Origin of the sequence: Chitinophaga sp. CC14 (assembly GCF_048957795.1) — a bacterium.
Classification (GTDB): Bacteria; Bacteroidota; Bacteroidia; order Chitinophagales; family Chitinophagaceae; genus Chitinophaga; species Chitinophaga ginsengisegetis.
The window spans coordinates 1,804,691-1,827,032 of sequence record NZ_JARBFY010000005.1; the positions used below are offsets into that span (position 1 = coordinate 1,804,691).

Here is a 22,342-nt window from a genome sequence, read left to right on the forward strand (position 1 = left end):
TTAATTCGCTTTTAATACCACTAGCCGTGCCTGTAGTTTTGTGAAAATCCGGTTGAGTAACTGTTCCACTTTCGCAGTTTCATCGGTGGTTAACCCAATGAGCCGGATGAGGAACACAATACTGATGATACTTACTATGGTGGTAACGCCCAGCCGCACAAACCCTTCGCCCATGAATAGCTGCGGGATACAGGCCAGTCCGGCTGCCAGCAGTACCGGCACTATTGATTTGATGATCACCTGCCGGGTGAATACTGCCGGAGACAAGCCCGTGATAGTTTTCGCCGCCATCATACGATAGATGCCGCTTACCACTTCTATGGCTATTGCGCTGATCAATACAGTAGCTGCGGGGTATCCGGCTTTCAGCAGCAGCCATGCTATGGGTAAATTGAACAGTACCATTGTGCTCACCACTACCTGGTACTTTCTTATTTTCCCCACTGATTGCACGGCTACCTGTATACCAGACGACAGCTGGTTAATCAAGGTAGCAATGATGATCAGGCGGCACATCATCACCGTAAAATCAGGTACCTGCTTCAGCCAGCATTGCAATACAAAAGGCATTTCTATCATCATGGGGATGGCAAAAAAACTCAGCAGGAAAAAGGAAAACTTGCTGGCAATCATGGCCAGCCGCAGCATCCTCGGTCGGTCGCCGCTGCCCTCACTTTTAATGATCTGCGGATTTAACGCCCGCAACATGGTAACAGAAAAGTAGCTGAGCTGCGCATTTACCTGGTTGGCGATGCCATAGGCCGCATTTACGATGGTGCCAAAGAAAACATTCAGCAGGAGCGCAATGCCCTGGTTGCGTGCCACAAAGCTGCCGGCGCCAAACATATTCCAACCCGCATAGGCAAACATTTCTTTCAAAAGATTTTTGTCGAAATACTGCCGGATGCGGATACGGCTTTCCTCATACTTCACGGCGCAGTAAACCTGTTTGAATACCAGCAGTAATACCGTGAGCAAGGCCATGAGTCCACCGTATACAATGAGTCGGTCGTACGAAGTGTATTGCAGGCTGAGTGCTATCAGCAGCTTTCCTACTGATTCCACAATACCCAGTATAGCTACCATTACCATGTTCTCCTGTGCAATCAATGTAGCATCATAAGGCACGGAGATGATGGTAAAGAATGCGCTGACCACCATGAACTGAAAGATGAGTTTGGCGGCCATGGTGCGGGATGCAGGATAGTTAAGCACATGATCAAAAAGATAGCTGCCTATTACTTCAAACAGCAGCACCAATGCCAGGCCCAGTACAAAGTGTAGCAGCACGCTGGAGTTAAACACCACTTTTAATTTGTGTGCGTCTTTGGTGCCCAGGTGAAAAGACATATACCGCTGCGTGCTGATGGTCATGGCCATGTTCAGAAAAGACAACATGGCAATGACCCCGCTGATCAGGTTAAACAATCCATAGTCCGCCGCACCCAGCAGGTTGAGCACCAGCCGGGTGGCGTACAAGGAAATAAAAACGGTGATCAGCATTCGCCCGTAAAGCGCTCCTGTATTCAATATCACCCTGTTCGCTACCTGCATGTTTGTTAAATTATCCGATTAAGTGTTCCAGTTGTGTAACTTCTTTCTTTGCAAACAATGCCACATCGCTGGCCATCATTTCCTTTACCAGTGCAGCCAGGTCGTAGGCAGGTTCCCATCCCAGTACAGTTTTGGACTTGGTAGGATCGCCTATCAGCAGTTCCACTTCTGTAGGGCGGAAATAGCGCGGATCAATGGCTACTACCTGCTTACCTAACGGCAACGCGTATACTTCATTTGTACAGGCAGCCACTGTTCCGATTTCTTCGGCGCCGGTGCCGGTGAAGGCGATTTCAATGCCCAGTTCTGCAAAGGACATGCGTACAAACTCTCTTACTGTAGTGGTGATGCCGGTGGCAATTACATAGTCGTCCGGTGTTTCCTGTTGCAGGATGCGCCACATGGCTTCCACATAATCTTTTGCATGGCCCCAGTCGCGTTGTGCATCCAGGTTACCGAGGTACAGTTTATCCTGTAATCCGAGTGCGATGGCAGCAGCGCCCCTGGTGATTTTGCGGGTTACGAAGGTTTCTCCGCGCAGCGGGCTTTCGTGGTTAAAGAGGATACCGTTACAGGCGTACATACCATATGCCTCACGGTAGTTCACCGTAATCCAGTAAGCGTATAATTTCGCCACGGCGTATGGACTGCGTGGGTAGAAAGGTGTGGTTTCACGTTGCGGCACTTCCTGTACCAATCCATATAGTTCAGAGGTGCTGGCCTGGTAGATGCGTGTTTTCTTTTCCATTTTCAGGATGCGCAGCGCTTCCAGGAGACGCAGTGTGCCTATTCCATCCGCGTTGGCCGTGTATTCGGGCGTATCAAAACTTACCCGTACATGGCTCATGGCCGCCAGGTTATAGATTTCATCCGGTTGGGTTTCCTGTATAATGCGTATGAGGTTGGTGCTGTCGGTCATGTCGCCGTAATGCAAACGGAAGCGCACATTTTCGCTGTGCATATCCTGGTAGAGGTGATCAATTCTTTCTGTGTTGATCAGCGAAGCGCGGCGTTTTACACCATGCACCATATATCCCTTTCCCAGCAGCAGTTCTGCCAGATAAGCGCCATCCTGGCCGGTAATACCTGTTATCAGGGCTACTTTCATACGATCGTTATTTTTAGTGATAAAGAAATAAGTTATTGCATAAGGGCATTTACTGCGGTAGCGGCGGTATTGCCGATGCCGTAATAAGTGAACCCGTGTTTTACCAGTTGTACGTCATCATAAATATTCCTGCCATCAAAGAGCAGCGGTGTTTGCAGCAGGCTGCGCAGGCGTGGCCAGTCGGGCATCCGGAAGGCATTCCATTCCGTTACCAGCAGCACCGCATCTGCACCGGTGGCGGCGGCGTACATATCATCCGCAAAAACAACGCTGTCGCCCAACACGTGAAGCGCTTCCTCCATTGCAACGGGATCGTATACACGAACCTGTGCGCCGGCTTCCAGCAGGCTGTTGATCAGCACCAGCGAAGGCGCTTCCCGCATGTCGTCGGTGTTGGGTTTGAAAGACAATCCCCATACGGCGAACGTGCGGCCTTTGATATCGCCATCGAAGTGACGGAGCACTTTATCGGATAATATTTTCTTCTGGTCTTCATTCACTGCTTCCACGGCTTCAAGAATGCGGAGCTGATACCCGTATTCGCGGCCGGTTTGGATCAGGGCTTTTACATCTTTCGGAAAACAGGAACCACCATAGCCGATACCCGGATACAGGAAGTGTTTCCCGATGCGGGGATCGCTGCCGATGCCTTTTCGTACCTGGTTAATATCCGCACCCACCAGCGTGCATACGTTGGCGATATCATTCATGTAGGAGATCCTGGTGGCCAGCATGGCATTGGCTGCGTACTTGGTCATCTCCGCGGAGGCGATATCCATAAAAAGCAGCGGATGTCCGTTTAACACAAACGGGCGGTATAATTGTTCCAGTACTTCGCGGGCATGGGTAGTACTCACGCCGGCGACTATACGATCCGGTTTCAGGAAATCATTTACCGCAGCGCCTTCTTTCAGGAACTCGGGGTTGGAAGCAACATCGTAATCAATAATCAGCTGGCGGGCCGACAGGCTTTCTTTTACAGCACGGTTCACACGGGCGGCGGTACCTACCGGCACAGTGCTTTTAGTCACCAGCAGGAGGTAATGCTCCATGTGCTGCCCTACTTCATGCGCTACCTGTAATACATACTTCAGGTCGGCGCTGCCATCTTCTCCCGGTGGTGTGCCTACGGCAATGAATACTACTTCTGCACCGGGCAATGCGCTGGCCAGAGAGGTAGTGAAGGAAAGACGGCCGCTCGCCTGATTACGCATCACCATTTCAGGCAAACCGGGTTCATAAATGGGTAATACCCCTTTCTGAAGCCGCGCTATCTTTGCTGCGTCCACATCAACGCAGGTAACACTGGTTCCCACTTCAGCCAGGCAGGCGCCGGTAACCAGTCCAACGTATCCTGTTCCTACAATGACTACTTTCATACCACTGGTTTTTAAGGTTGTAATTTGAACTGATCCTGTTGCAGGAAATCCCTGTAAGCCATTACCAGCCCTTCTTTCAGGCTGATGCTATGTTTCCATCCCAACCGGTGCAGTTTTGACACATCCATCAGCTTGCGTGGTGTGCCGTCAGGTTTGGTAGCATCAAAAATGATTTCTCCTTCATAGCAAACCACTTCCCGGATATATTCTGCCAGTTGCTTAATGGTGAGGTCTTCTCCTATTCCGATGTTCACAGGTTCCTTTTCGCTGTAATGCTGCATGAGGAATACACAGGCATCTGCCAGGTCATCTGCAAATAAAAATTCCCGTTTAGGCATTCCCGTGCCCCATACGGTTACCGATGGTTTCTGATTCACTTTCGCTTCATGAAAGCGGCGGATCAGCGCCGGTAATACGTGTGCATTTTCCGGGTGATAATTATCGCCGATGCCAAACAGGTTAGTGGGCATTACGCTGGTAAAGTTGCAGCCATACTGATCGCGGTAAGCTTCGCATAATTTGATGCCGGCTATTTTTGCAATCGCGTAAGGTTCGTTGGTTTGTTCCAGTAAACCTGTCAGTAAGAAGCTTTCTTTGATAGGCTGCGGCGCCATGCGTGGATAAATGCAGGAACTCCCCAGGAACTGCAACTTGGTAACGTTGTGTTTCCATGCCGAATGAATTACATTGGCGGCAATCATAAGATTATCGTACAGGAACTCCGCGCGGTAAGTATTATTAGCGTGTATGCCGCCTACTTTGGCAGCTGCCAGGAATACATAGGCCGGTTTTTCTTTCGCAAAAAATTCGTCCACCGCTGCAGCGTTCCGCAGATCCAGACTGCCGGATGTGCGGGTAATAATGTTCTGGTAACCTAATGTTTCCAGTCTCCTTTTAATAGCACTTCCTACCATTCCGCGGTGGCCGGCTACATATATAAGATCGTTTGCCTCCATACGTGTTGATTGATTGTGTTTATGTTTAGAGCAGTTCCGGGCGGTTTTCCCTCACCCATTGATGCAGTTGTTTAATATCCTGTCCGCTTCCTTTTTGCATGATCAGCAGTGCGCTTTCCGTGTTCACCACTACCATATTTTCCACGCCCACCAGTGCCACCAGTTTATCTTTCCCGATCACCATACTTTTATGGGGATCGCTTTGAATAAATACCGCCTGGTGATTCCTGTATTGGTAATGTTGTGAAAGTGCGTCTGCCAGTGCTTCATAGCTGCCTACATCGCTCCAGTCCATTTTGCTTGGCACTACTTTTACGATGCTGCTCTTTTCCAGCACCGCGTAGTCGATGCTGTCTGATGGTATCGCTTCCATGCTTTCTTTCGACAGCACGCCGGTTTGTTTCCATTCTTCCGCGGCGATGGCAGCAGCTTCGTAGATAGCAGGTGCATGTTTCTGCAGTTCCTGCAGCATGATGCGTGCTTTGCAACAGAAGATGCCGCTGTTCCAGAGGAATCCTCCGGCCGCCAGCATGGCTTCTGCCACGGGGCGGTCGGGTTTTTCCACAAAGCGGAGCACATCATGACCGGAGTAGCTGATGTAGCCGAAACCCGTATCCGGGCGTGTAGGCACCAGGCCGATGGTAACGATATGGTTGCCAGCGGCCAGCAGACCGGCTGTTTCAATGGCCATGGCGTACCGGTCGGGCGTACCTATGAGGTGATCGGCGGGTGTGATGAGTAATATGGTTTCCGGCTCTGCGGTGAAGGCTGCCAGGGCAATAGCGGCAGCCGTATTACGGCCTACCGGTTCTGCCAGGCATACCGGCGCCGCTGCACCTGCCTGCATTAGTTGTTCCTGAACAATTTCCGATTGTTGTTCATTGACGATCGCCATTACTTTATTACAGGCAAAACGGTTGCGCCGGAAAGCAAGTTGTAAAAGACTATAGCCGTCGAACAGGGTGAGTAACTGCTTGGGCGTTTGTTGGTTGGACAAAGGCCATAACCGGGTGCCGGAGCCACCGCAAAGAAGAATGTGCTGCATCATAGGATGATTGGTTTATGGTCAGTAATGATGTCCGTTCACCGTTTTATGGCCGGTGATCACCGTCATTTCCCTGGATGGCACGGTTGCTACAAGCATACAGCCCAGGCTATTGAGTTCCACTTTCACGCGGTTACGACTGATCTGTAAGATCCTGGCGGACGAAGCAGGACGATCCTCCTCTTCCTGTGCTTTTATAGGAAACTTTTCTACAGATACATCTTCATAGTCACGGAGAAAATGGCGGATGAGTGCTATTTCGTGATCCGGTATCACCGCCGGTTGCCCCAGCCAGTATACGAAGTTGACCACGTTGTCTGTTTCTTTTACCACCCAGCTCCTGCTTTCAGGAATGTGTACGAATACGTAGGATGGAAAAAGAGGTTCCTGGATGATCTTACGGGCACGCACCAACGGTTTAGCGGGAACGTAGTGTTCCACCTTTTTACGGGTGAAAAGGTCTGCCACTTTTTTTTCGCATTTTGGCCGGGTATATACCGCATACCAGACCGGAGGCTGTTCATTAAACATAGAAGCCGGTTTTAAGGTGATCGGATAGTTTTTGCAGAATTTATAAAGGCAGGAGCGGGCATTATTCGCCCTTTGTTTATTTATATTTTCGACTATAGCTGGCTGCAGTTACTTTACACTGCGCCTGAATAATCCGGGTTTCTTTGTTACTTCCGTGTATCCGTATCCGTTAATGTCACCATATCCGGATCCGTAACCGTATCCTGCTACACCTTGTCGTTTGATACCGTTAAACACGATGTTTAGTTTTCCTAATTCTTTATTCTGATACAACTCTTCAATTAATTTAAGATAGTGTTTCGGGGTCCGTTGATGACGCACCACATACAGGGTAGCATCGCAATAGGGCGCTATCAGGCGGGCATCGGTTACCAATCCAACGGGGGCGGAGTCGATGATAATATAATCGAACCGTTCTTTCAGTTCATTCAGTAATCGCTCCAGTTCACCATTCAGAATAAGTTCACTTGGATTTGGCGGCATAATACCGGCCGACAACAGATAGAGGTATTCATTGTCTCCTACGGGTTGCAATATCTGCTGCAATGATGCTTTTCCAACGAGATAGTTGCTGATACCCGGGTCGGCGCGCATGTTCAGCATTTTGCTGACCATTGGTTTCCTCAGGTCAAATTCCAGCAACACTACTTTCTTTTTTGCGAGTGATAAGCTCATTGCCAGGTTAACGGATATAAAGCTTTTTCCTTCACCGGATATGGAAGAAGTGATCAGTAATGTTTTGCGGTCGCCGTTTAAACCGATGTAAGACAGGGATGTTCTTAATGCCCTGAACTGTTCTGCCACGGCGGTTCTGCTGTTATTGGACATCACGATGGCATCTTTGCTGTCGTGGTACATTATTTCTGCTGCAATAGGCGCCGTTGTTACTTTCTCAATATCTGCGCGGAACATTACTTCGCGGTTCATCATATCTTTCAGTGATACAAATCCTGCTACCAGTGCAAGGGCTGTGAGTATTGAAATACCGAATACCATTGGTTTCTGCGGACTGAAAGCATATGCTGCAGCTTCTCCCGCATCTACCACGCGGCTGTCGGACACGGCAGCCGCGTATGCCAGTGCGGTTTCTTCTCTTTTCTCCAGCAGGAAGGTGTAAATATTATTCTTGATCACCTGTTGCCTGCTTACTTCCAGCAATGCTTTTTCTTTTCCGGGTACGCTGCGGATGATGCCCATGTTGCGGCTGTTTTCTGCCTGCAGGCGTGTTAAGCCGGCCTGCAGGTTAGCGCGCAGGCTCCCGATATTTTCCATGATAGCGGGTTTCAGCCTTTCTACCTGCCGGTTCAAACTTGCCAGCAGCGGACTGTTTTCCCCGGTGGTTTTGCGTAGTCTTTCCAGTTGTAATTCTGTTTCAGATAACTTGCTCACCAGTTCCAGCAACACCGGATCTGAAAGGCCCAATGTACCGGGTACAATATTCCCTCCCGGGTTCTGGCTCGTAACATATCTTTCAATGGCATCCAATACGGAGATCTGCATGTTGGCTTCACTGATCTTACGGTCGTTCTCCTGCACACCTGCCAGGAATATTTTGCTTTGTTCACTGATGTCTACAATGCCCTGGGAAGTTTTGAAGTGTTCCACTTCCGTTTCCGCCTGGCCCAATTCCGCACTTACAATACGCAGGCGTTCTTCCACGAAGCGCATGGTGTTGGCAGAAGTTCTGTTCTTATCTTCCACAGCGGCCTGGCTGTATACCCGGATCAGTTCATTCACAATATCTTCCCCGCGTTCCGGCGCTGCATCGGTGTATTCAAGATCCACTACGCTGCCGGCTTTTGCGGCGGGCATAATTTTCATAGTGCCAAGGATGATCTGCATCCAGGTTTTTTCATTCATGATATGCAGTACATAACCGGCGGTAGTATCTGTATGCCTGGCTTTTGCCTGGATGAGCATTTTTCCCCAGCGTGTTTGCACGGTATCGTTCAGCGGATATTTTTTACCGTCGATGGCTACACGCTTTTGCACAGGATCGTATGTAAAAGGCCAGTTGCCGGTAGAAGCCAGCTGGATAGATTCCGGTTCCAGGAAGGTAAATTTCACCGGGCTATCTTTATAAAGTACAACGTCTCTTATTTTTCCTTTTTCTATTACTTCTCCATAAAGATTCAGGTTCCTTACCACTTCTTTTGTGAGGGTGCGTGATTTCAGGATTTCTATTTCGTTTTCCATCACCGTTTTGCTGCCGCCCATCAGGTCGAGCGACTGCAGCATATCGCTGGCGCCGAGTCCGTTGGTGGCTTCCTGTACCAGGAGCACGCCGGAAATTTTATACAGGGGAGTGGCATAACGGAGATAAAGGAAAGCTGCTAACAGTGCGATTACTACGGCTCCTGCAAAGAAAGGCCAGTATGGCAGATAGCGGGAGCGGATGATAGTAAGCAAACTCTGAGGCGCTTCCGTGTGCTGGGTTTTATGTCCGTTAACTTTTTGCATAACCTAATTATTAATAACTAACCGGTCCAGGATAATAACGAGTAATGAGAGACTGCTGAGAATAATTGGCAGTACCTGCCGCGAACGATCAGCCGTCGCTACTTTTGACTTATTGGGTTCTACATATAGGATATCATTGGGTTGCAGAAAATAATAAGGAGAATTCAGGATACTTTTGTCGTTCAGATCGATGCGTCGTATAATCCGCTGCCCGTCTATCTCCCGGATCAACAGGATATTATTTCGTTTACCGAACACCGTTATATCCCCTGCCATTCCCAATGCTTCAAGGACCGATATTTTTTCGTTGGTTACGTTTACTACAGTTGGTTTATTCACCTCTCCCAGTATGGTTACGCGGTAGTTGAGAAACCGTATGCTCACCACCGGATCTACCAGGAGCTTTCGTTCAATGAGCTGATCATGCAGGTATACGGTAAGTGCTTTTTTGGTGAGGCCTGTTACTTTTACGGGACCCAGTACGGGGTACTGTATAAATCCCTGTTCGTCTACCAGGAATCCTCCCAGCATAGCGCCGGCTCCTGCGTTGGCGCCACCGGCGCCGGAAGCGGAGGTCATGTTGGATACATTATAAATGATCACATCCTCCGGATTAAGACTGCTTACATTAATCTGCAGTATGTCGTTCTTTTGGATACGAGGGTCAAAACTGCTATCTGATGGTAATAGCACCGTATCTCTCACATCATTGAAATAAACAGCATTTTTGGTTGACACGCACGAAGTAAACAAACAACTTAAGCATAGCAATCCCAATCCTATCCAGGTTAAGCAGGCTTTCAATATCATCGATATGGCATTTAACATCATCACTTACACTGACCGTTCCTCTCAATACAATATTACTTCAGAACGGGGTGGTATTCAATTACTCACTACAGTATAAATTGGGATGATTGGTATGGTGTCCTTACTTATTAAAGTAAGTTACCGTTCACAGCCATCGACATATCAAATAAATTTAAAATTTAAATAATTTACTTGGATAAGAATAAAAAACAGGGTGATGAATAAATTATTTGATAAAATTTTTGAGATTAACTCAGATTTGGTTGAAACGTTCAATTTAAAATATACTTTTTTCAGATGTTGGTTCACAGTGAATACTGTCACGAACAGCTTGGCGGCCATTTCCTTATATGAGTAACCCTCCTTCAGCAAAGCCACCAGTTCATACTCCCTGCGGGTAAGCTTGTCTTTGATGCTTTCCAGCGGATCCTTATTGATATGAGTAATGAGCAGGTGTGCTGCGCGCGGAGATAAAGAAGCGCCGCTTTGCACGGTATCCATCACCGACTGATAGATATCACTGAGACGGCTGGATTTAATAACATAGCCGCTCGCGCCGTTTTTAATGGCTTCAATAATATACTGCTGCTCTTCATGACCAGACAGTACAATCACCTTTGTGTCGGGATACAGCCGCCTTACTTCGCGGAGCCCTTCAATACCGGATATACCAGGTAAAGTGATATCCAGCAGGATTACTTTTACATCAGGATAAGTAACGGGTAAGGCCATAAATTCCTCTATCGATTTACAGGCAAACATAACCTTACACTCCTGGAAGTCTTCCAGGAATTCACGGTAATTACTTAGCAGAAAATGGTTGTCTTCAATGATTCCAATGTTGATCATGGCTAAACGGGGGGTATGGTACTCGAAATGATATGGTTTAATAAAATAATCTGATAGTAAATATAGTCTGAAAAATGATAGCTGGTTAGTATGATTTTTTACACATATGTTATCAGCTTATATACAGACAAAAGCAAAATAAGGCATCTTCATAAAACAAATTATAATATTTTCTATATAAATAAATATACAGTCTATGTTAAATAAAAGTAACCAAAATGGACTTTTTTAAAAATATAGATAAGTTTCGTATATTGTGTACATAACCATTTGTGCTCCTAACCCGATATCCTTCGAAATAGAAACCTTATTTAAGAATCAACCAAAAAAAAAGTATGCTGAACCATATCAAAAGGCATGCAGGTGGCCAAAAATCATTACTGGAAATGCGATCGGATTTTATTGCAATGGCTACACATGAATTTAAAACACCGATCAGTGCCATCTCGTCCTCCATAGAGTTACTGGAAACCAAAATGCAGAGAGATGAATTGATGTTACCGTTTTACGAACGCAATTTGTCCCGCATTAAGGAAGAAATAGACATTTTAAGCAGCATGGTAGATGACATCCTCGCTACCGGCAGCGTGGTAGCCGGCAACCCAGTAACACAACCGGAAGAAACAGCCCTACCCATTTTTGCCAGTATGATCCGGCAGCAATATTTCAGCAACCGTGCCGACCAGCGGGAACTCCGCATCAAAGTATCCGGACGCCCGCGTAATATCTATATCGACAGAAGCCACCTGGCGGGGATACTCACCAATCTCATCAGCAATGCGTTTAAATATTCTTCCGGGGATCCACTGCTGGGCCTGCATTTCCGGAAAAACCACCTCTGCATCAAAGTAAAGGACAATGGCATTGGTATACCGGAGGCGGATATACGCTTTTTATTCACTCCTTTTTTCCGGGCAACAAACGCCCGCAGCAAAGAGGGCACCGGCCTGGGCCTGGCCATTGTAAAATCGTATGTTGCCGCCAACAACGGACACATCAGCGTAACCAGCGGTAAAAATGGTTCTGTCTTCTCGGTTACCTTTAATTATTAACGGAGCAGCATCACCGTTCCTTTCAATACATGCTGTTCACTACGGCTATCCGTATACGTACATATGTATACATATGCCTGCACTCCCGCCGGCATGCCTTTAAAATTCCCGTCCCAGCCCACTTCGGGCGCATTGCTCATAAACACCAAAGCTCCCCACCTGTCATATACCCGTAACCGGTAGTCGTGAATAACGTCGTATACTTTCGGACGAAACAAATCATTTAGCCCGTCGTTGTTCGGACTGAAAGCACCGGGCATTACCACCGTACAGTTTTTCCAGGGAGATTCCACCTTAGCAGTTATGCCGGCGCTGTAATCATGTGCATCCATTATTTCCGCTATATGCGTACCCGCCGCAAGCCCGGGGAACACGCTGTCTGTTTGCCACAGCCCGTTATCCAGCCGGTACCGGTAGGGCGCCGCGCCACCGGTTACGTGCAGCATAATGCGGCCATCGGCTACTTCCCCGCAGCTGCAGGGCTTTACACTGGCCTGCACTGCGGGCGGTATCAGCGGATCAATGGCAGAAAGATTGTCCATCAGCAACGCTATTCCATACATACTTTTGTTGCAGGGCGTTGTTGGGTAAGCCCAGAACGAAATATAAGCATGACTGCGGTGCGGCCTGAATATGGCATGATAACGTTTCCAGTTCTCATGGATAAAATTACCGGACGACCATAACAACTCAGCAGTATCTCCCGGTGCATTACCTCCAAAGATTGCCAGGTTGCCATAACAGGCCGGGTATAAATAGTAAAGTGTAAAGGCCAGGTCGAAGCTCAATATATAAGTGCTGTCCTGTTTTAACGGGGCAGACAACTTCTGGGCAATACCTTCCAGGAATCCTTTTCCACTATGCACACCTATATAACTATTACCTGCCGAAGGAGCCAGCAGGATCTCAAAAACGCCCGGCTGTGTATCCGGCGTACCATTAGCTACCATCCAGCCTGCAGGAACCAAACCTTTCCCGGTACGGCCTTCCAGTGAAGGGTTACTTAAGGGTATCTGCTGTGCCTCCGCCGGGGCGCACACAGCCAAAAACAGCCAGCAGCATAGTATTCCGTATATAACTGTGAGATCTGAAAACATGCCGCTCATTTACCGCATTAAAATTACCGGTTATATAGATGATGACATATACTTATACGAGTAGTTTGTCTTCCTACTTTTCTTTTGTTTTGTTTGCCTGAAAAAATATCTTTGCCCACGAAAAAGCCCCGGCACGCGATTGTGCCATCGTTTAATCCGAAAAACACTTATCATGAAAAGATCCGTACTGTACTTAGCCCTGGGAGCCGCCCTTCTCACCACGTTTGTGTCATGTAATGAAACTGGTAAAAAAGACAGCAACGCAGCGTACGAAGATAAATCTGCATCTTCGGCAAATGACGTAATTGAGTACACCAACCTGATTGTAGACCTGTCTAACAAAAATTCCGATTACGTAGAGCGGCTGGTAAATAACGCCGACCGTGTAACCGAATTGCTGTCTCGCAACGGCAATCCTGCCTTCCTCAGCAGTATCATCAAACCCATTATGATCAGTATGATCAGTCATGGAAAGGTGAAAGTGGAAGAACCGGTAGATGCCTTAAATAAGGCAGATCAACAGTTTTTTAAAGAAAAGGTAGCCAGCTTTAAAGGCTCGTTCGACAAGTTAAAAACTACTTACACCCAACTGGATGATTACCTGAAAGCACAGGACTATAAAGACGATAAAGGCGCAAAGGGCCTGGCACTGGCAGATTCTATCCGCAACAACGCCCAGGTATTTTTTGAACAGAAAGCCGTCCTGATGAAAAGAGTAAGTGAAGTAGCAGATGCCAGTGAGGCGATCATTCTGAAAGACAGCCCCATAAAAGAATACGTACTGGCTATGAAAGCAGATATGCAGTCGGTACGCGATTACATTAACCTGCTGGGAGAAGGCGGTGCAGACTTCGCAAAGATCAGCGACAAAGCACAGGCCGCCTATGATGCATTGGAAAAAAGCCAGGCAGCGCATGCCGGCATAGATATGGCCAACGCGGCAAAAGAAAGCAAAGACGGATACTACAAGAACTTCTACGACAGCTTCCATCAGTTCCTGCTGACAGCAAAAAGGATCATGCGTGACGCCAGGGAAAAAGGCGAAATGACCGACAGTCAGCTCGAAAGCCTCGACAGCGCGCTCGATACCATGATTGGCAGGTACAACAGCTTCACAAAATAAAATAACAATGGGTAGATATCCAGCGTGGATATCTACCCATTTATCTTAGCGGTGACTATTTCTTAAATACTTCTTCCAACTTCTTCTCTAATTCTTCTCCGCGTAAATTCTGTGCGATTATTTTTCCACTGCCGTCAACAATAAAGTTGGCAGGAATGCCTGAAATACCAAATTCCAATACAGGAGTACTTTTCCAGCCTTTCAAATCTGATACGTGCGTCCACGTTAGTCCGTCTTTACCTACCGCTTTCAGCCAGGCTTTTTTATCAGTATCCAGTGATACACCGAGAATATCAAAACCCTGATCATGGAAGCGCTGATATGCTTTTACTACGTTGGGATTTTCTGCACGGCAGGGCCCACACCAGCTGGCCCAGAAATCCACCAGTACTATCTTCCCTTTAAAGTCGGTCAACTTCACCAGCTTACCGGTGCTATCAGGCAGCGACATTGCCGGACGGGCGCCCACGCTCATTTTAGCGTGTTTATCCATCGAGGCTTTGATGGCCAGGCCGTAGTCTGTTTTCTTTGCCGCGTCGGTCAGCAGTTTATAGGCAGCCGCCGCTTTTTCCGGATAAGAATAATTGATATACCTGTCCACGATCACAAATGCGGCCATTGGCGAACCGGGATAACGCTTTACAAAAGCGGTAACAGCGCTATCCAGTTCTTTATCCAGAGCAGCAAATCCGGCTGTTACGGCCTTTTTCTCCACACTGTCTTTGCTTTTCTCTGCCGCATCCGAACGCTGATATAATTTGCCTGCCTTCTGCCGTATTGCTTCCCATGTTTCTGCCCATCCGGTGTATAAAGGCTGATTTGCCGAACCGGTTATTTTTGCGGCGCCCATAGAATCCTTATAGGCGGTAATGGTGATAGTGTTGTTTTCCAGGAAAAACGATATCCCATTATATTTTGAAGCGGCCGTCCATATCGAATACAATTGCGGTGAGCCCACCTTTCCTTTAAACGTAAATTTCCCGTTCTTCAGCACAGTGGAATCCGGCTCATGACCGGGCAGCATAAAAGTATTCAGGTATACTTTACCGGTGTCCTCTCCGTGGATAACGCCATTAATCGTATAGCCTTTACCGTTCTGTGCCTGTACCGACAGTATGCCAATAGTGGCTGTCAACAAGGCGATTGATTTCTTCATATTAATAGTGGGTTTTGATGGTTATGCTGCTTTATAGGTCATGCTTACAATTTTGCCAAAACCAGTGAATACCTTTACATTCTGGAAATCGCCCAGGGGACTGATCCTGTAGCGGTACAATTTTCCCTCCGTACCGTTCCAGGTGCCTACCATTACATCGTCGCCGGTACATTGGAAGTAAGTTACCTGCTCTCCTGCTGCAATGGCCTTGATGGCCCTTGCTTTGCCAGAGGGAATATCATACAGGTAGATGTTGCCATTAACGAGAAAATAGATCTGCTGTAATTTTTTGGAGCTGGTCATTTTAGTGAAGGCAGCCAGTTCAGGTGCATCGCCCGTGATCAGTTTTTTTCCGACGGTGGGGTCCGAGCGGTTGCCATCTATCTGGTATAAATAATAATTACCGTTATCCTTAAAGATAGCGTTATTCAGGAAAGGCGCATTTCCCTGGTCCATTGCAAGGAGGTCCATCCCGATATTACGCATATCAAAGTAACTACCCGGCTCCGGTGCGCTGAAAGCCACCAGGGAAGGGATCAGGGAAGCACCCGACAGGTATACAAAGCCTTTGCTTTTTGTATCAAAAAAGATAGCGGAATAGGGCGTTTTTTCACCGGTGTAGGGTTGCGGACCGACCCCTACATAAGAAGAAAAATAATAGTTATCGCCTTTGCCTCCCGGGAAAGGAAGTGTATTCATATATTTTACATCTCCCGGAAAACCTCCGGCAACACGTACATTCAGAAGACCATCGTTAATCATGATATTCGTCCCGTCATCGATTTGTCTGAACTTTTGCGGATGGAACACTGGCGGTGTTTCCCAGAACCAACTGGTGTAGTCTGTGAGTTTTGTCATTTCTGTATACTCCAGTTCTATGGCGTTATCAGCGCCAAACATCCACACCGATTTAGCACCGTAAAAGTTAGTGGTAGCTACCTGCACCGGTGCATTCAGTACATAGTCTTTATTCAGTTCTGTGAAAATATGATGGAAGGAGGTATCTGTGTTCAGGATGATGCTCATATCTGTTTTACCGGCTACATCTTCCATTACCAGCCATCCTTCGCTGAAGCGATTAATGACTTTCAGATTGAAGAACTTAAAGTAAGAAACACCGGAGGCTTTCACGGTTACTTTATAAATGAGCCTGTAAATGCCAGGTTTCACACGGATAGCCTGGTGAAGGTAACGGGTGCTGTCCAGGATATATACCGGGTAAGCATCTTCAGAATCATTCTGGTGGATGCTCCATTCATATACCAGTCCATCTTTGTCTGACGGTACCGCCTCTTTAATATCGGGCCTCACAGTTAATGTATCAAACTGCAGTACGGCATCTACTGCGGTGGTATCAGAGATACTCAGCACATTAATAGGAATAATATCTTTATTGCTCTTGTCTTTCAGGCAACCGGACAGCGTAAGCATTACCAGCATTAAAACACATAACCAATTATATACTGACAATTTCATATTGCAACTTTTAGGATAAAGAAATAAGAATGCAGATTAAATAGCAGGAAAAGTAACCCGGTTGCCATTTTCATCTATCAGCGGTCCGTTTGTATTTTCGTACCTGATCAGTTCTACACGCATCTTTTGCAGGATAGACATGATCTCCGAGAATTGTGCGCCTGTTCCCATTGTGATAGCGGTGGTACCTAACCGCGATACCATGAACTGATGCTTGGTGAGTGAATAGGCGCCGTAGAAGAAATCGCTCCAATCGGCGGGCTTCAGCAGCATATCCGTTATCCTTATCTGGTATTTAAGGCTGTTGGCGAATCCTGCGGCAAAGTCATCGGAAGAGGCTATACGAAAATAAACAGAGAACACTTTATCTTTCATATCCGGAGTACGGAAAAGGTATACCGGGAACTTTATAGCATATTCACCTGCTTTTATAACGGCAGGGCCTATATCAAAATGTTTTCCTTTCACGGCGGTAGAGCTGTCCGCTATTACCAGGTTAAATTTCCTGTCGGCATCAGTAGCCAGCCCGGTGATCCGGATATTGAGGTACACGGTATCTCTCAATACGGTATCTGGTTTTACCACAAATGTGTAATTGATACTGTCGGGCAATACGAAATCCCGGGAGAAGTAGATAGCAGGCGGTTCTTTGTACATCAGCCGCTCTTCCTTTCCACATGCACTTATCAGCAGGTATAATATGGCTGTTGCTATCAGCCGGTTAATATTTTTCATGTTTAATGATTTAAAGAGATGCAGATGATTATTTTCCAAACTCGATTTCCTGGTTGGGCAATGGCAGTACGTACTGCGTATTATTGATGGTACCATTGAGGGCACCTTCAATTTTAGCCAGGTTTAACCGTTTGTAATAATAGAAGAGTTGTCCTACACAGATAAAGTCCCTGCGGTACTCTTTAAATATTTCATGCTGTAAAGTAGCGGCATCCAGCCCTGCCTGCAGTTCTACAATGTTCCTGGCGGCACGGATCCTGTTCAGCCATTTGAGTCCTTCAGCAGGAGCTGGCTCGCTTTCTGCGGCGATGTAATACATTTCTGACAGGGAAAGCACCGGTATTCTTTTCTTTAGTGATTCCCTGTTTTCATCTACCTGCCAGAGTTTACTGGGGAATATAATACCATTGCTTACGCTCCACAGGCTGTTACTAACAAAGCGGATATCGGTACTGCCACCTGCTGCAGTTTCAAACACGGCTTTTCTGCGTTCTTCCGTGATGGTAAATTTCCTATACATTTTATCACCGGTAGCCATCATAAAATAGCTGCTCACAGGCTCTCTCAGCTTAGATACATAGATAGAGAAAATGTGTTCCGGTGTAAAGGTCCTGTTGAGATCAGCAGCATTGGTTGTTAATTCACCGGAAGTAATAAAGCGGAAATTATTGCTGGCAATTACTTCTTTTGCATAAGCCAGTGCCTGTACTTTGTTGTTATTGTAGAGATACAATCTTGCCAGTAATGCTTTTACCGCCCAATAGTTCATGCGGTTGCTGCGGAAGGCGAGAAAGTCGTCGTTACCACCGGGATTGCTCATTTGCGGGTATACTTTCAATAACGCTTCTGCTTCTTTCAGATCTTTTTCACATAATGCAATCACCTCGGTTACTGTCAGACGTGCCTGTGGCGTTACCGTAAAGGCTGTCATATAAGGAATGGCAGTGGCAGTAGCATCTGATTTAGGAGAAGGCGCGTATAAGCGCAGCAGGTCAAAGTGTATAAACGCCCGCAGCGCCAGCGCTTCACCTTTGATAATATTATAGTTATCTGCTGTAAAGACTGATTTTTTACTGTCGATGTTTTTCAGGATATAATTTGTTTGCGCGATGGTAGCATACATATTACTCCAGATGTTGTTGATGATGTCTGTTATACCGGCATTGCTATACTGGTAGGTAGCGGCATAGAAAAAGTCGTGGTCTATTTTCGTGGTATTGTCGTATCCCTGCGACAGCACTTCCAGGAAACTGAAAGTCAGGTTGCCACCGTAGAGTTGCCCGTCTGCTGCTTTCTGATAGCTGCCATACAGCGCATCTTTGAAACCCTGTTCGGTAGAAAACTGTTCTGATTCCTTGATTTCGGTTTTGGGTCTTACATCCAGCCATTTCTTGCAGGAAGTAAGTGTGAGTGAGGCAACGGAAGCCACCAGGAAAAATATATTGCGTAGATGTTTCATGTTCAGATCCTCTTAAAATTAAAAAGTGGTTTGTAACTGTAAAGTGAAGCTGCGGCTGAAAGGATAATCCAGTCCTCTTTCCCGCTTAATGCTGGACCACCAGAACAGCTGGTTCGTGAAGAGGGTGATTTTGGTATCGTGCAGGCGTAGCCGTGCGTTCTGCGCATCACTTAAGCGGTAATACAGCGAGGCGCTTTCGAGGCTCAGCCAGTCGTCTTTCTGTACAAAGCGGGAAGTGGCATAGGTGATAGTGTTAATAGTATACCCGTTATTATCCACAATACCTTTATAAAAAGTTACGTCACCCGGTTTTTTCCAGCGCTCTTCAAATACGCGGCGGTCCACATTAAATCTCATGTCGGCGCTCTCTACCCTGTCAACCAGTGTTTGATTGTAGGTGTAGCCACCAAACCGGTACCGGAAATAGAGATTTACCCCGATGCCTCTTTTTTCAAAATTAGTTCCGAAGGTTCCTTCCAGTGTGGAGCGGGCATCTCCTACTATTACCTGGTCCAGCGGATCATACACGGTAGTAGTGGTACCGTTGCGGGTACGGAAAATTTCCCTTCCGGTAGAAGGATCGATGCCCAGCGATGGCACTGCCCAGATGGCTGTGGTGCTGCGGCCTTCGGCAAACCGGGCCAGCGGTGTGGTGCTGAGTGAGTCTGTATTTCTCTTGTTTAACTGTTCGAGGGTATTGGAGATTTTTTCAATTTTATTCTGCACATGGAATCCGTTGGCAAAAACGGACCAGCTGTCGCGGTTGCGCGAATTAGAGAAAATGGTATAGCGCAAATTTACTTCATACCCCTTGCTTACTACGTCGCCCATGTTATCCATATACATGGAAAACCCGGTAGATGGAGCGGTGGTGATAGATACCACGGAGCCTTTTGTTTTCTCTTCAAAATAGTTGGCACTAATATCCAGTCGCCTGAAAAAAGTACCGTCAATACCGAAGTTGCTTTTGGCAGTTTGCTGCCAGGCAAGATTAGGGTTGCCAAAGCCCAGCAGGGAGGTACCGAGGTGATATAAATAGTCCTGGTCGGTATAATACTTACTGGTAGTAAGACCGAGGTAGCTGGCAAAATTGGAGGAGCCGGTATAACCATACGAGTAGCGGAGTTTCAGCCGGTTGATAGCAGTACTGTTTTCCAGGAATTTTTCTTTATGAAGATTCCATCCGCCTCCTACGCTCCAGAAAGAGGCAAAGCGTTTGTTGGCGCCAAACTGGGAAGAACCGTCCAGACGGTAGGAAACATCCAGCAGGTAACGGTTGTCGTATGCGTAACTCACGTTGGCGAAATATCCCAGCAGGCGGGTAAGTCCTTCTCCACCGAATGGCCGCGAACCTGCTTTATAGCCGTTTCCCAGTGTCACCTGGTCCAGTTTATCATTCGGGAATCCGTTGATGGTATAGGATTCTGAAGTAAGTTTATCCTGGCGCAGGGTAGTACCCACTGACCCGAAAAACATATGTGATCCGAAGGATTTGTTCAGGTCGATGGTAAAAGATCCATCGATTGTGTTCCTGAAGCCATACCCTTTGGTGTAAGATCCTTTTTCATAATACCGTTCCACGGGAATACTATCGAAGGATGTATGCTGGGCCGGAAGGAATCTATCACCGCCGGTGGTAGTGCGCTGATAGGCAAAGCGGCCGGTAAAGCGCAGCCATTCTTTTGCCTGCCACTGTGCAAAGAAGTTGTTGGTGATATTCTGTTGCCTGGACTCGTCTACTGAATGCAGCGACACATTGTAAACCGGGTTCAGTTGTGAAGCCAGCCGTGCGTCATCAAAGAAGCGGATATCTTCCAGGTAGTATTTGGGATTACCGTTCGCATCGTAAGGCGACCAGTAAGGATTTAATTTAGTATAAGTATAAAATGAACCATAGGGTGAGTTAACTGCCTTATTGAAATTGAGGGTGAGATCATTTCTGAATAAAAAGTTTTTATACCGGTAGGACAAATACGTGTTGCCGGAAATATTCTGCCGGCTGGAGCCCTTCATAACGCCCTCTGTAGTGTTATAAGTACCATTGAGGCCATACATCACCGATTCCGAGCCACCTTCCAGGTATAGGTTATGCGTACTGCCGATGCCATTGCGCAGGGGTACATTGAGCCAGTCGGTATTGATACCTTTGGCTACTTCCGCCAGGCGGTAGTTATACAGGAAATCTTTTCTTTCCTGCCAAACGGGGTTGGGATAGCCGTTATAAAGACCGGCTTCTTTTTCCAGCTGGAGTTTTTCTTTGGAGTTTACCAGGTCGTAGCCTTTCAGGTCAGGCAGTTCTGCTACCACACTACCGGTATAGGTTACACGTAAACTGCCTTCGCGGGGCCTTATAGTTTCAATAACAATTACGCCGTTGGCTGCACGGGAACCGTAAATAGAGGTAGCTGCCGCATCTTTTAAGATAGTAACCTTTGCGATGCGGTTCATGTCGAAATCGTTTACCCGTTGCAGTGATACCTCAAATCCGTCCATAATAAAGAGCGGTGTGTTGGGGCTGGTAGTAAAGTCGTATACGTTACTTTGATTAGTCCCGTTAAGGTTGCCGAGGCTGTTACCGCCTCTTACCACCACGTTGGGCAATGCATTGGGGTTGGAACCGGCACCGATATTTTCCGGCATCTGGAAAGAGGGGTCCAGTGCGCGCAGTGCGCTTAACACACTATTGCCCGATACCTTGTTCAGTTCTTCTTTTGTATAGGAAGATGCTGCACCGGTGAAGTTTTCCGCCGGCCTGGAAAACAGTCCGGTTACCACTACTGCGTTCAGTGACTTGGAGCTGGTACTTAGTTTAACAGTGAGATTAGCGGATCTGCGCACTTCCACTTCCTTTGTTTCATAGCCTACATAGCTGATGAGCAAGGTGGCTTTCCCTCCTGATACATTCACCGGTATTTTAAAGGCACCTACTTCGTTGGAAGTGGTGCCGTTCAGTACTTTATTTCCTTTCTCAATAATGGTGGCGCCAACAATGTGGTCGCCACTTTTTTCATCAAGGATACGGCCGGTAATAACTGCCTGTTGCTGGAATAGTTCAGCGGCGTCGTTGCCTGAAATGCCGGGATTGGCAATAGGTTTTACATACAATACCACGCTGCTGTCCACCTCCCGGTAAGCGAGGTTGGTATTTTCGAGAACTGCATTCAGTGTAGCACTTACGGAGCGGCTGGCGGTTGGCAGCGTGATATGCTTGTATTTCGCCACTGCTGTAGGTGGATAGGCAAAAAGAAAACCGCTTGCCTGCTCAATTTTCTTAATAGCGCTGTGAAGTGATTCATCCCTGAGACCCAGTGTAATTGTTTTCTTTCCCAGTTCCTGGCCCAACACCGGTGAGGCTATCAGTAGCTGAACGGACAATGCCAGCAGAAAAAAATACAAGAAAATTATCTTCATAATAAAACCTGTTTTGCCCTTTTTCTTAATGTATGGTTGGTTGATTCGCATAGGGACATAGCGATCCCTCACGGAGATTAGATCCATAATTCTGATGGTTGATTTAGATAATTACAATAAAAAAATAGCAGCTACGCGCGG

General features: G+C 47.0%; 18 protein-coding genes. 3 read left to right on the forward strand and 15 right to left on the reverse strand.

Features of this window, described 5'->3' with window-relative positions:
• The 8 genes from PV783_RS26700 to PV783_RS26735 all read right to left on the reverse strand — a co-directional run bounded on the left by PV783_RS26700 (position 1) and on the right by PV783_RS26735 (position 9,771).
• Complete coding sequence (locus PV783_RS26700; protein ID WP_111577621.1) at positions 1 to 1,554, reverse strand: lipopolysaccharide biosynthesis protein; 1,554 nt, start codon at positions 1,552 to 1,554, stop codon at positions 1 to 3.
• Positions 1,555 to 1,564: 10 nt separating this feature from the next.
• A complete protein-coding gene (gene gmd / locus PV783_RS26705; protein WP_079470287.1) occupies positions 1,565 to 2,662 on the reverse strand; it encodes a GDP-mannose 4,6-dehydratase in 1,098 nt (365 codons plus the stop codon).
• Between the two features lie 32 nt (positions 2,663 to 2,694).
• Positions 2,695 to 4,041: a UDP-glucose dehydrogenase family protein gene (locus PV783_RS26710; RefSeq protein WP_111577622.1), complete on the reverse strand. Its 1,347-nt coding sequence runs from the start codon at positions 4,039 to 4,041 to the stop codon at positions 2,695 to 2,697.
• Between the two features lie 11 nt (positions 4,042 to 4,052).
• Positions 4,053 to 4,997, reverse strand: a complete 945-nt coding sequence (fcl, locus tag PV783_RS26715; protein WP_079470289.1) for a GDP-L-fucose synthase — start codon at positions 4,995 to 4,997, stop codon at positions 4,053 to 4,055.
• A gap of 25 nt (positions 4,998 to 5,022) precedes the next feature.
• Positions 5,023 to 6,045, reverse strand: coding sequence for a mannose-1-phosphate guanylyltransferase (locus PV783_RS26720; RefSeq protein WP_079470290.1), 1,023 nt, complete (start codon positions 6,043 to 6,045; stop codon positions 5,023 to 5,025).
• 18 nt (positions 6,046 to 6,063) lie between these two features.
• On the reverse strand, positions 6,064 to 6,573 hold the full coding sequence (locus PV783_RS26725; protein ID WP_079470291.1) for a transcription termination/antitermination NusG family protein: 510 nt from the start codon (positions 6,571 to 6,573) through the stop codon (positions 6,064 to 6,066).
• A gap of 108 nt (positions 6,574 to 6,681) precedes the next feature.
• Entirely contained in the window at positions 6,682 to 9,033 is a 2,352-nt protein-coding gene (locus tag PV783_RS26730) for a GumC family protein (RefSeq protein ID WP_079470292.1), read from the reverse strand.
• A gap of 3 nt (positions 9,034 to 9,036) precedes the next feature.
• Positions 9,037 to 9,771 (reverse strand): polysaccharide biosynthesis/export family protein, encoded by a 735-nt coding sequence (locus PV783_RS26735; RefSeq protein ID WP_227024486.1) that lies wholly within the window; start codon positions 9,769 to 9,771, stop codon positions 9,037 to 9,039.
• Between PV783_RS26735 and PV783_RS26740 the strand changes: the two genes are divergently transcribed.
• Positions 9,761 to 9,940 carry a hypothetical protein gene (locus PV783_RS26740; RefSeq protein WP_168771290.1) on the forward strand — a complete coding sequence of 60 codons (180 nt, stop codon included), beginning with the start codon at positions 9,761 to 9,763 and terminating at the stop codon, positions 9,938 to 9,940. The genes PV783_RS26735 and PV783_RS26740 overlap by 11 nt on opposite strands.
• A gap of 65 nt (positions 9,941 to 10,005) precedes the next feature.
• Here PV783_RS26740 and PV783_RS26745 read toward each other — a convergent pair whose 3' ends face one another.
• Positions 10,006 to 10,692, reverse strand: a complete 687-nt coding sequence (locus tag PV783_RS26745; protein WP_111577624.1) for a response regulator transcription factor — start codon at positions 10,690 to 10,692, stop codon at positions 10,006 to 10,008.
• Positions 10,693 to 11,027: 335 nt separating this feature from the next.
• Here PV783_RS26745 and PV783_RS26750 point away from each other — a divergent pair, with 335 nt between their 5' ends.
• Positions 11,028 to 11,744 carry a sensor histidine kinase gene (locus tag PV783_RS26750; RefSeq protein WP_420990285.1) on the forward strand — a complete coding sequence of 239 codons (717 nt, stop codon included), beginning with the start codon at positions 11,028 to 11,030 and terminating at the stop codon, positions 11,742 to 11,744.
• Here the strand turns inward: PV783_RS26750 and PV783_RS26755 are convergent.
• On the reverse strand, positions 11,741 to 12,841 hold the full coding sequence (locus PV783_RS26755; RefSeq protein WP_420990286.1) for a gliding motility-associated C-terminal domain-containing protein: 1,101 nt from the start codon (positions 12,839 to 12,841) through the stop codon (positions 11,741 to 11,743). The genes PV783_RS26750 and PV783_RS26755 overlap by 4 nt on opposite strands.
• Positions 12,842 to 13,013: 172 nt before the next feature.
• On the opposite strand from PV783_RS26755, the gene PV783_RS26760 reads away from it, so the two are divergent.
• Positions 13,014 to 13,964, forward strand: coding sequence for a DUF3829 domain-containing protein (locus tag PV783_RS26760; RefSeq protein WP_420990287.1), 951 nt, complete (start codon positions 13,014 to 13,016; stop codon positions 13,962 to 13,964).
• Between the two features lie 55 nt (positions 13,965 to 14,019).
• Here PV783_RS26760 and PV783_RS26765 read toward each other — a convergent pair whose 3' ends face one another.
• The 5 genes from PV783_RS26765 to PV783_RS26785 are packed head-to-tail and all read right to left on the reverse strand — an operon-like array spanning position 14,020 to position 22,201.
• Positions 14,020 to 15,120 carry a redoxin family protein gene (locus tag PV783_RS26765; RefSeq protein ID WP_420990288.1) on the reverse strand — a complete coding sequence of 367 codons (1,101 nt, stop codon included), beginning with the start codon at positions 15,118 to 15,120 and terminating at the stop codon, positions 14,020 to 14,022.
• Positions 15,121 to 15,141: 21 nt separating this feature from the next.
• Positions 15,142 to 16,596 (reverse strand): PKD-like family lipoprotein, encoded by a 1,455-nt coding sequence (locus PV783_RS26770; protein WP_420990289.1) that lies wholly within the window; start codon positions 16,594 to 16,596, stop codon positions 15,142 to 15,144.
• Positions 16,597 to 16,632: 36 nt separating this feature from the next.
• Complete coding sequence (locus PV783_RS26775; RefSeq protein WP_079470300.1) at positions 16,633 to 17,331, reverse strand: DUF4843 domain-containing protein; 699 nt, start codon at positions 17,329 to 17,331, stop codon at positions 16,633 to 16,635.
• Positions 17,332 to 17,359: 28 nt separating this feature from the next.
• Complete coding sequence (locus tag PV783_RS26780; protein WP_420990290.1) at positions 17,360 to 18,790, reverse strand: RagB/SusD family nutrient uptake outer membrane protein; 1,431 nt, start codon at positions 18,788 to 18,790, stop codon at positions 17,360 to 17,362.
• A gap of 18 nt (positions 18,791 to 18,808) precedes the next feature.
• On the reverse strand, positions 18,809 to 22,201 hold the full coding sequence (locus PV783_RS26785) for a SusC/RagA family TonB-linked outer membrane protein (RefSeq protein ID WP_420990291.1): 3,393 nt from the start codon (positions 22,199 to 22,201) through the stop codon (positions 18,809 to 18,811).
• Positions 22,202 to 22,342 lie beyond the last annotated feature (141 nt).

Excerpts from the sequence above, each read along its gene's own strand:
- PV783_RS26700 (WP_111577621.1), bottom strand. The coding sequence starts at position 1,554 with ATGCAGGTAGCGAACAGGGTGATATTGAATACAGGAGCGCTTTACGGG.
- gmd (WP_079470287.1), bottom strand. The coding sequence starts at position 2,662 with ATGAAAGTAGCCCTGATAACAGGTATTACCGGCCAGGATGGCGCTTAT.
- PV783_RS26710 (WP_111577622.1), bottom strand. The coding sequence starts at position 4,041 with ATGAAAGTAGTCATTGTAGGAACAGGATACGTTGGACTGGTTACCGGC.
- fcl (WP_079470289.1), bottom strand. The coding sequence starts at position 4,997 with ATGGAGGCAAACGATCTTATATATGTAGCCGGCCACCGCGGAATGGTA.
- PV783_RS26720 (WP_079470290.1), bottom strand. The coding sequence starts at position 6,045 with ATGATGCAGCACATTCTTCTTTGCGGTGGCTCCGGCACCCGGTTATGG.
- PV783_RS26725 (WP_079470291.1), bottom strand. The coding sequence starts at position 6,573 with ATGTTTAATGAACAGCCTCCGGTCTGGTATGCGGTATATACCCGGCCA.
- PV783_RS26730 (WP_079470292.1), bottom strand. The coding sequence starts at position 9,033 with ATGCAAAAAGTTAACGGACATAAAACCCAGCACACGGAAGCGCCTCAG.
- PV783_RS26745 (WP_111577624.1), bottom strand. The coding sequence starts at position 10,692 with ATGATCAACATTGGAATCATTGAAGACAACCATTTTCTGCTAAGTAAT.
- PV783_RS26750 (WP_420990285.1), top strand. The coding sequence starts at position 11,028 with ATGCTGAACCATATCAAAAGGCATGCAGGTGGCCAAAAATCATTACTG.
- PV783_RS26755 (WP_420990286.1), bottom strand. The coding sequence starts at position 12,841 with ATGTTTTCAGATCTCACAGTTATATACGGAATACTATGCTGCTGGCTG.
- PV783_RS26760 (WP_420990287.1), top strand. The coding sequence starts at position 13,014 with ATGAAAAGATCCGTACTGTACTTAGCCCTGGGAGCCGCCCTTCTCACC.
- PV783_RS26765 (WP_420990288.1), bottom strand. The coding sequence starts at position 15,120 with ATGAAGAAATCAATCGCCTTGTTGACAGCCACTATTGGCATACTGTCG.
- PV783_RS26770 (WP_420990289.1), bottom strand. The coding sequence starts at position 16,596 with ATGAAATTGTCAGTATATAATTGGTTATGTGTTTTAATGCTGGTAATG.
- PV783_RS26775 (WP_079470300.1), bottom strand. The coding sequence starts at position 17,331 with ATGAAAAATATTAACCGGCTGATAGCAACAGCCATATTATACCTGCTG.
- PV783_RS26780 (WP_420990290.1), bottom strand. The coding sequence starts at position 18,790 with ATGAAACATCTACGCAATATATTTTTCCTGGTGGCTTCCGTTGCCTCA.
- PV783_RS26785 (WP_420990291.1), bottom strand. The coding sequence starts at position 22,201 with ATGAAGATAATTTTCTTGTATTTTTTTCTGCTGGCATTGTCCGTTCAG.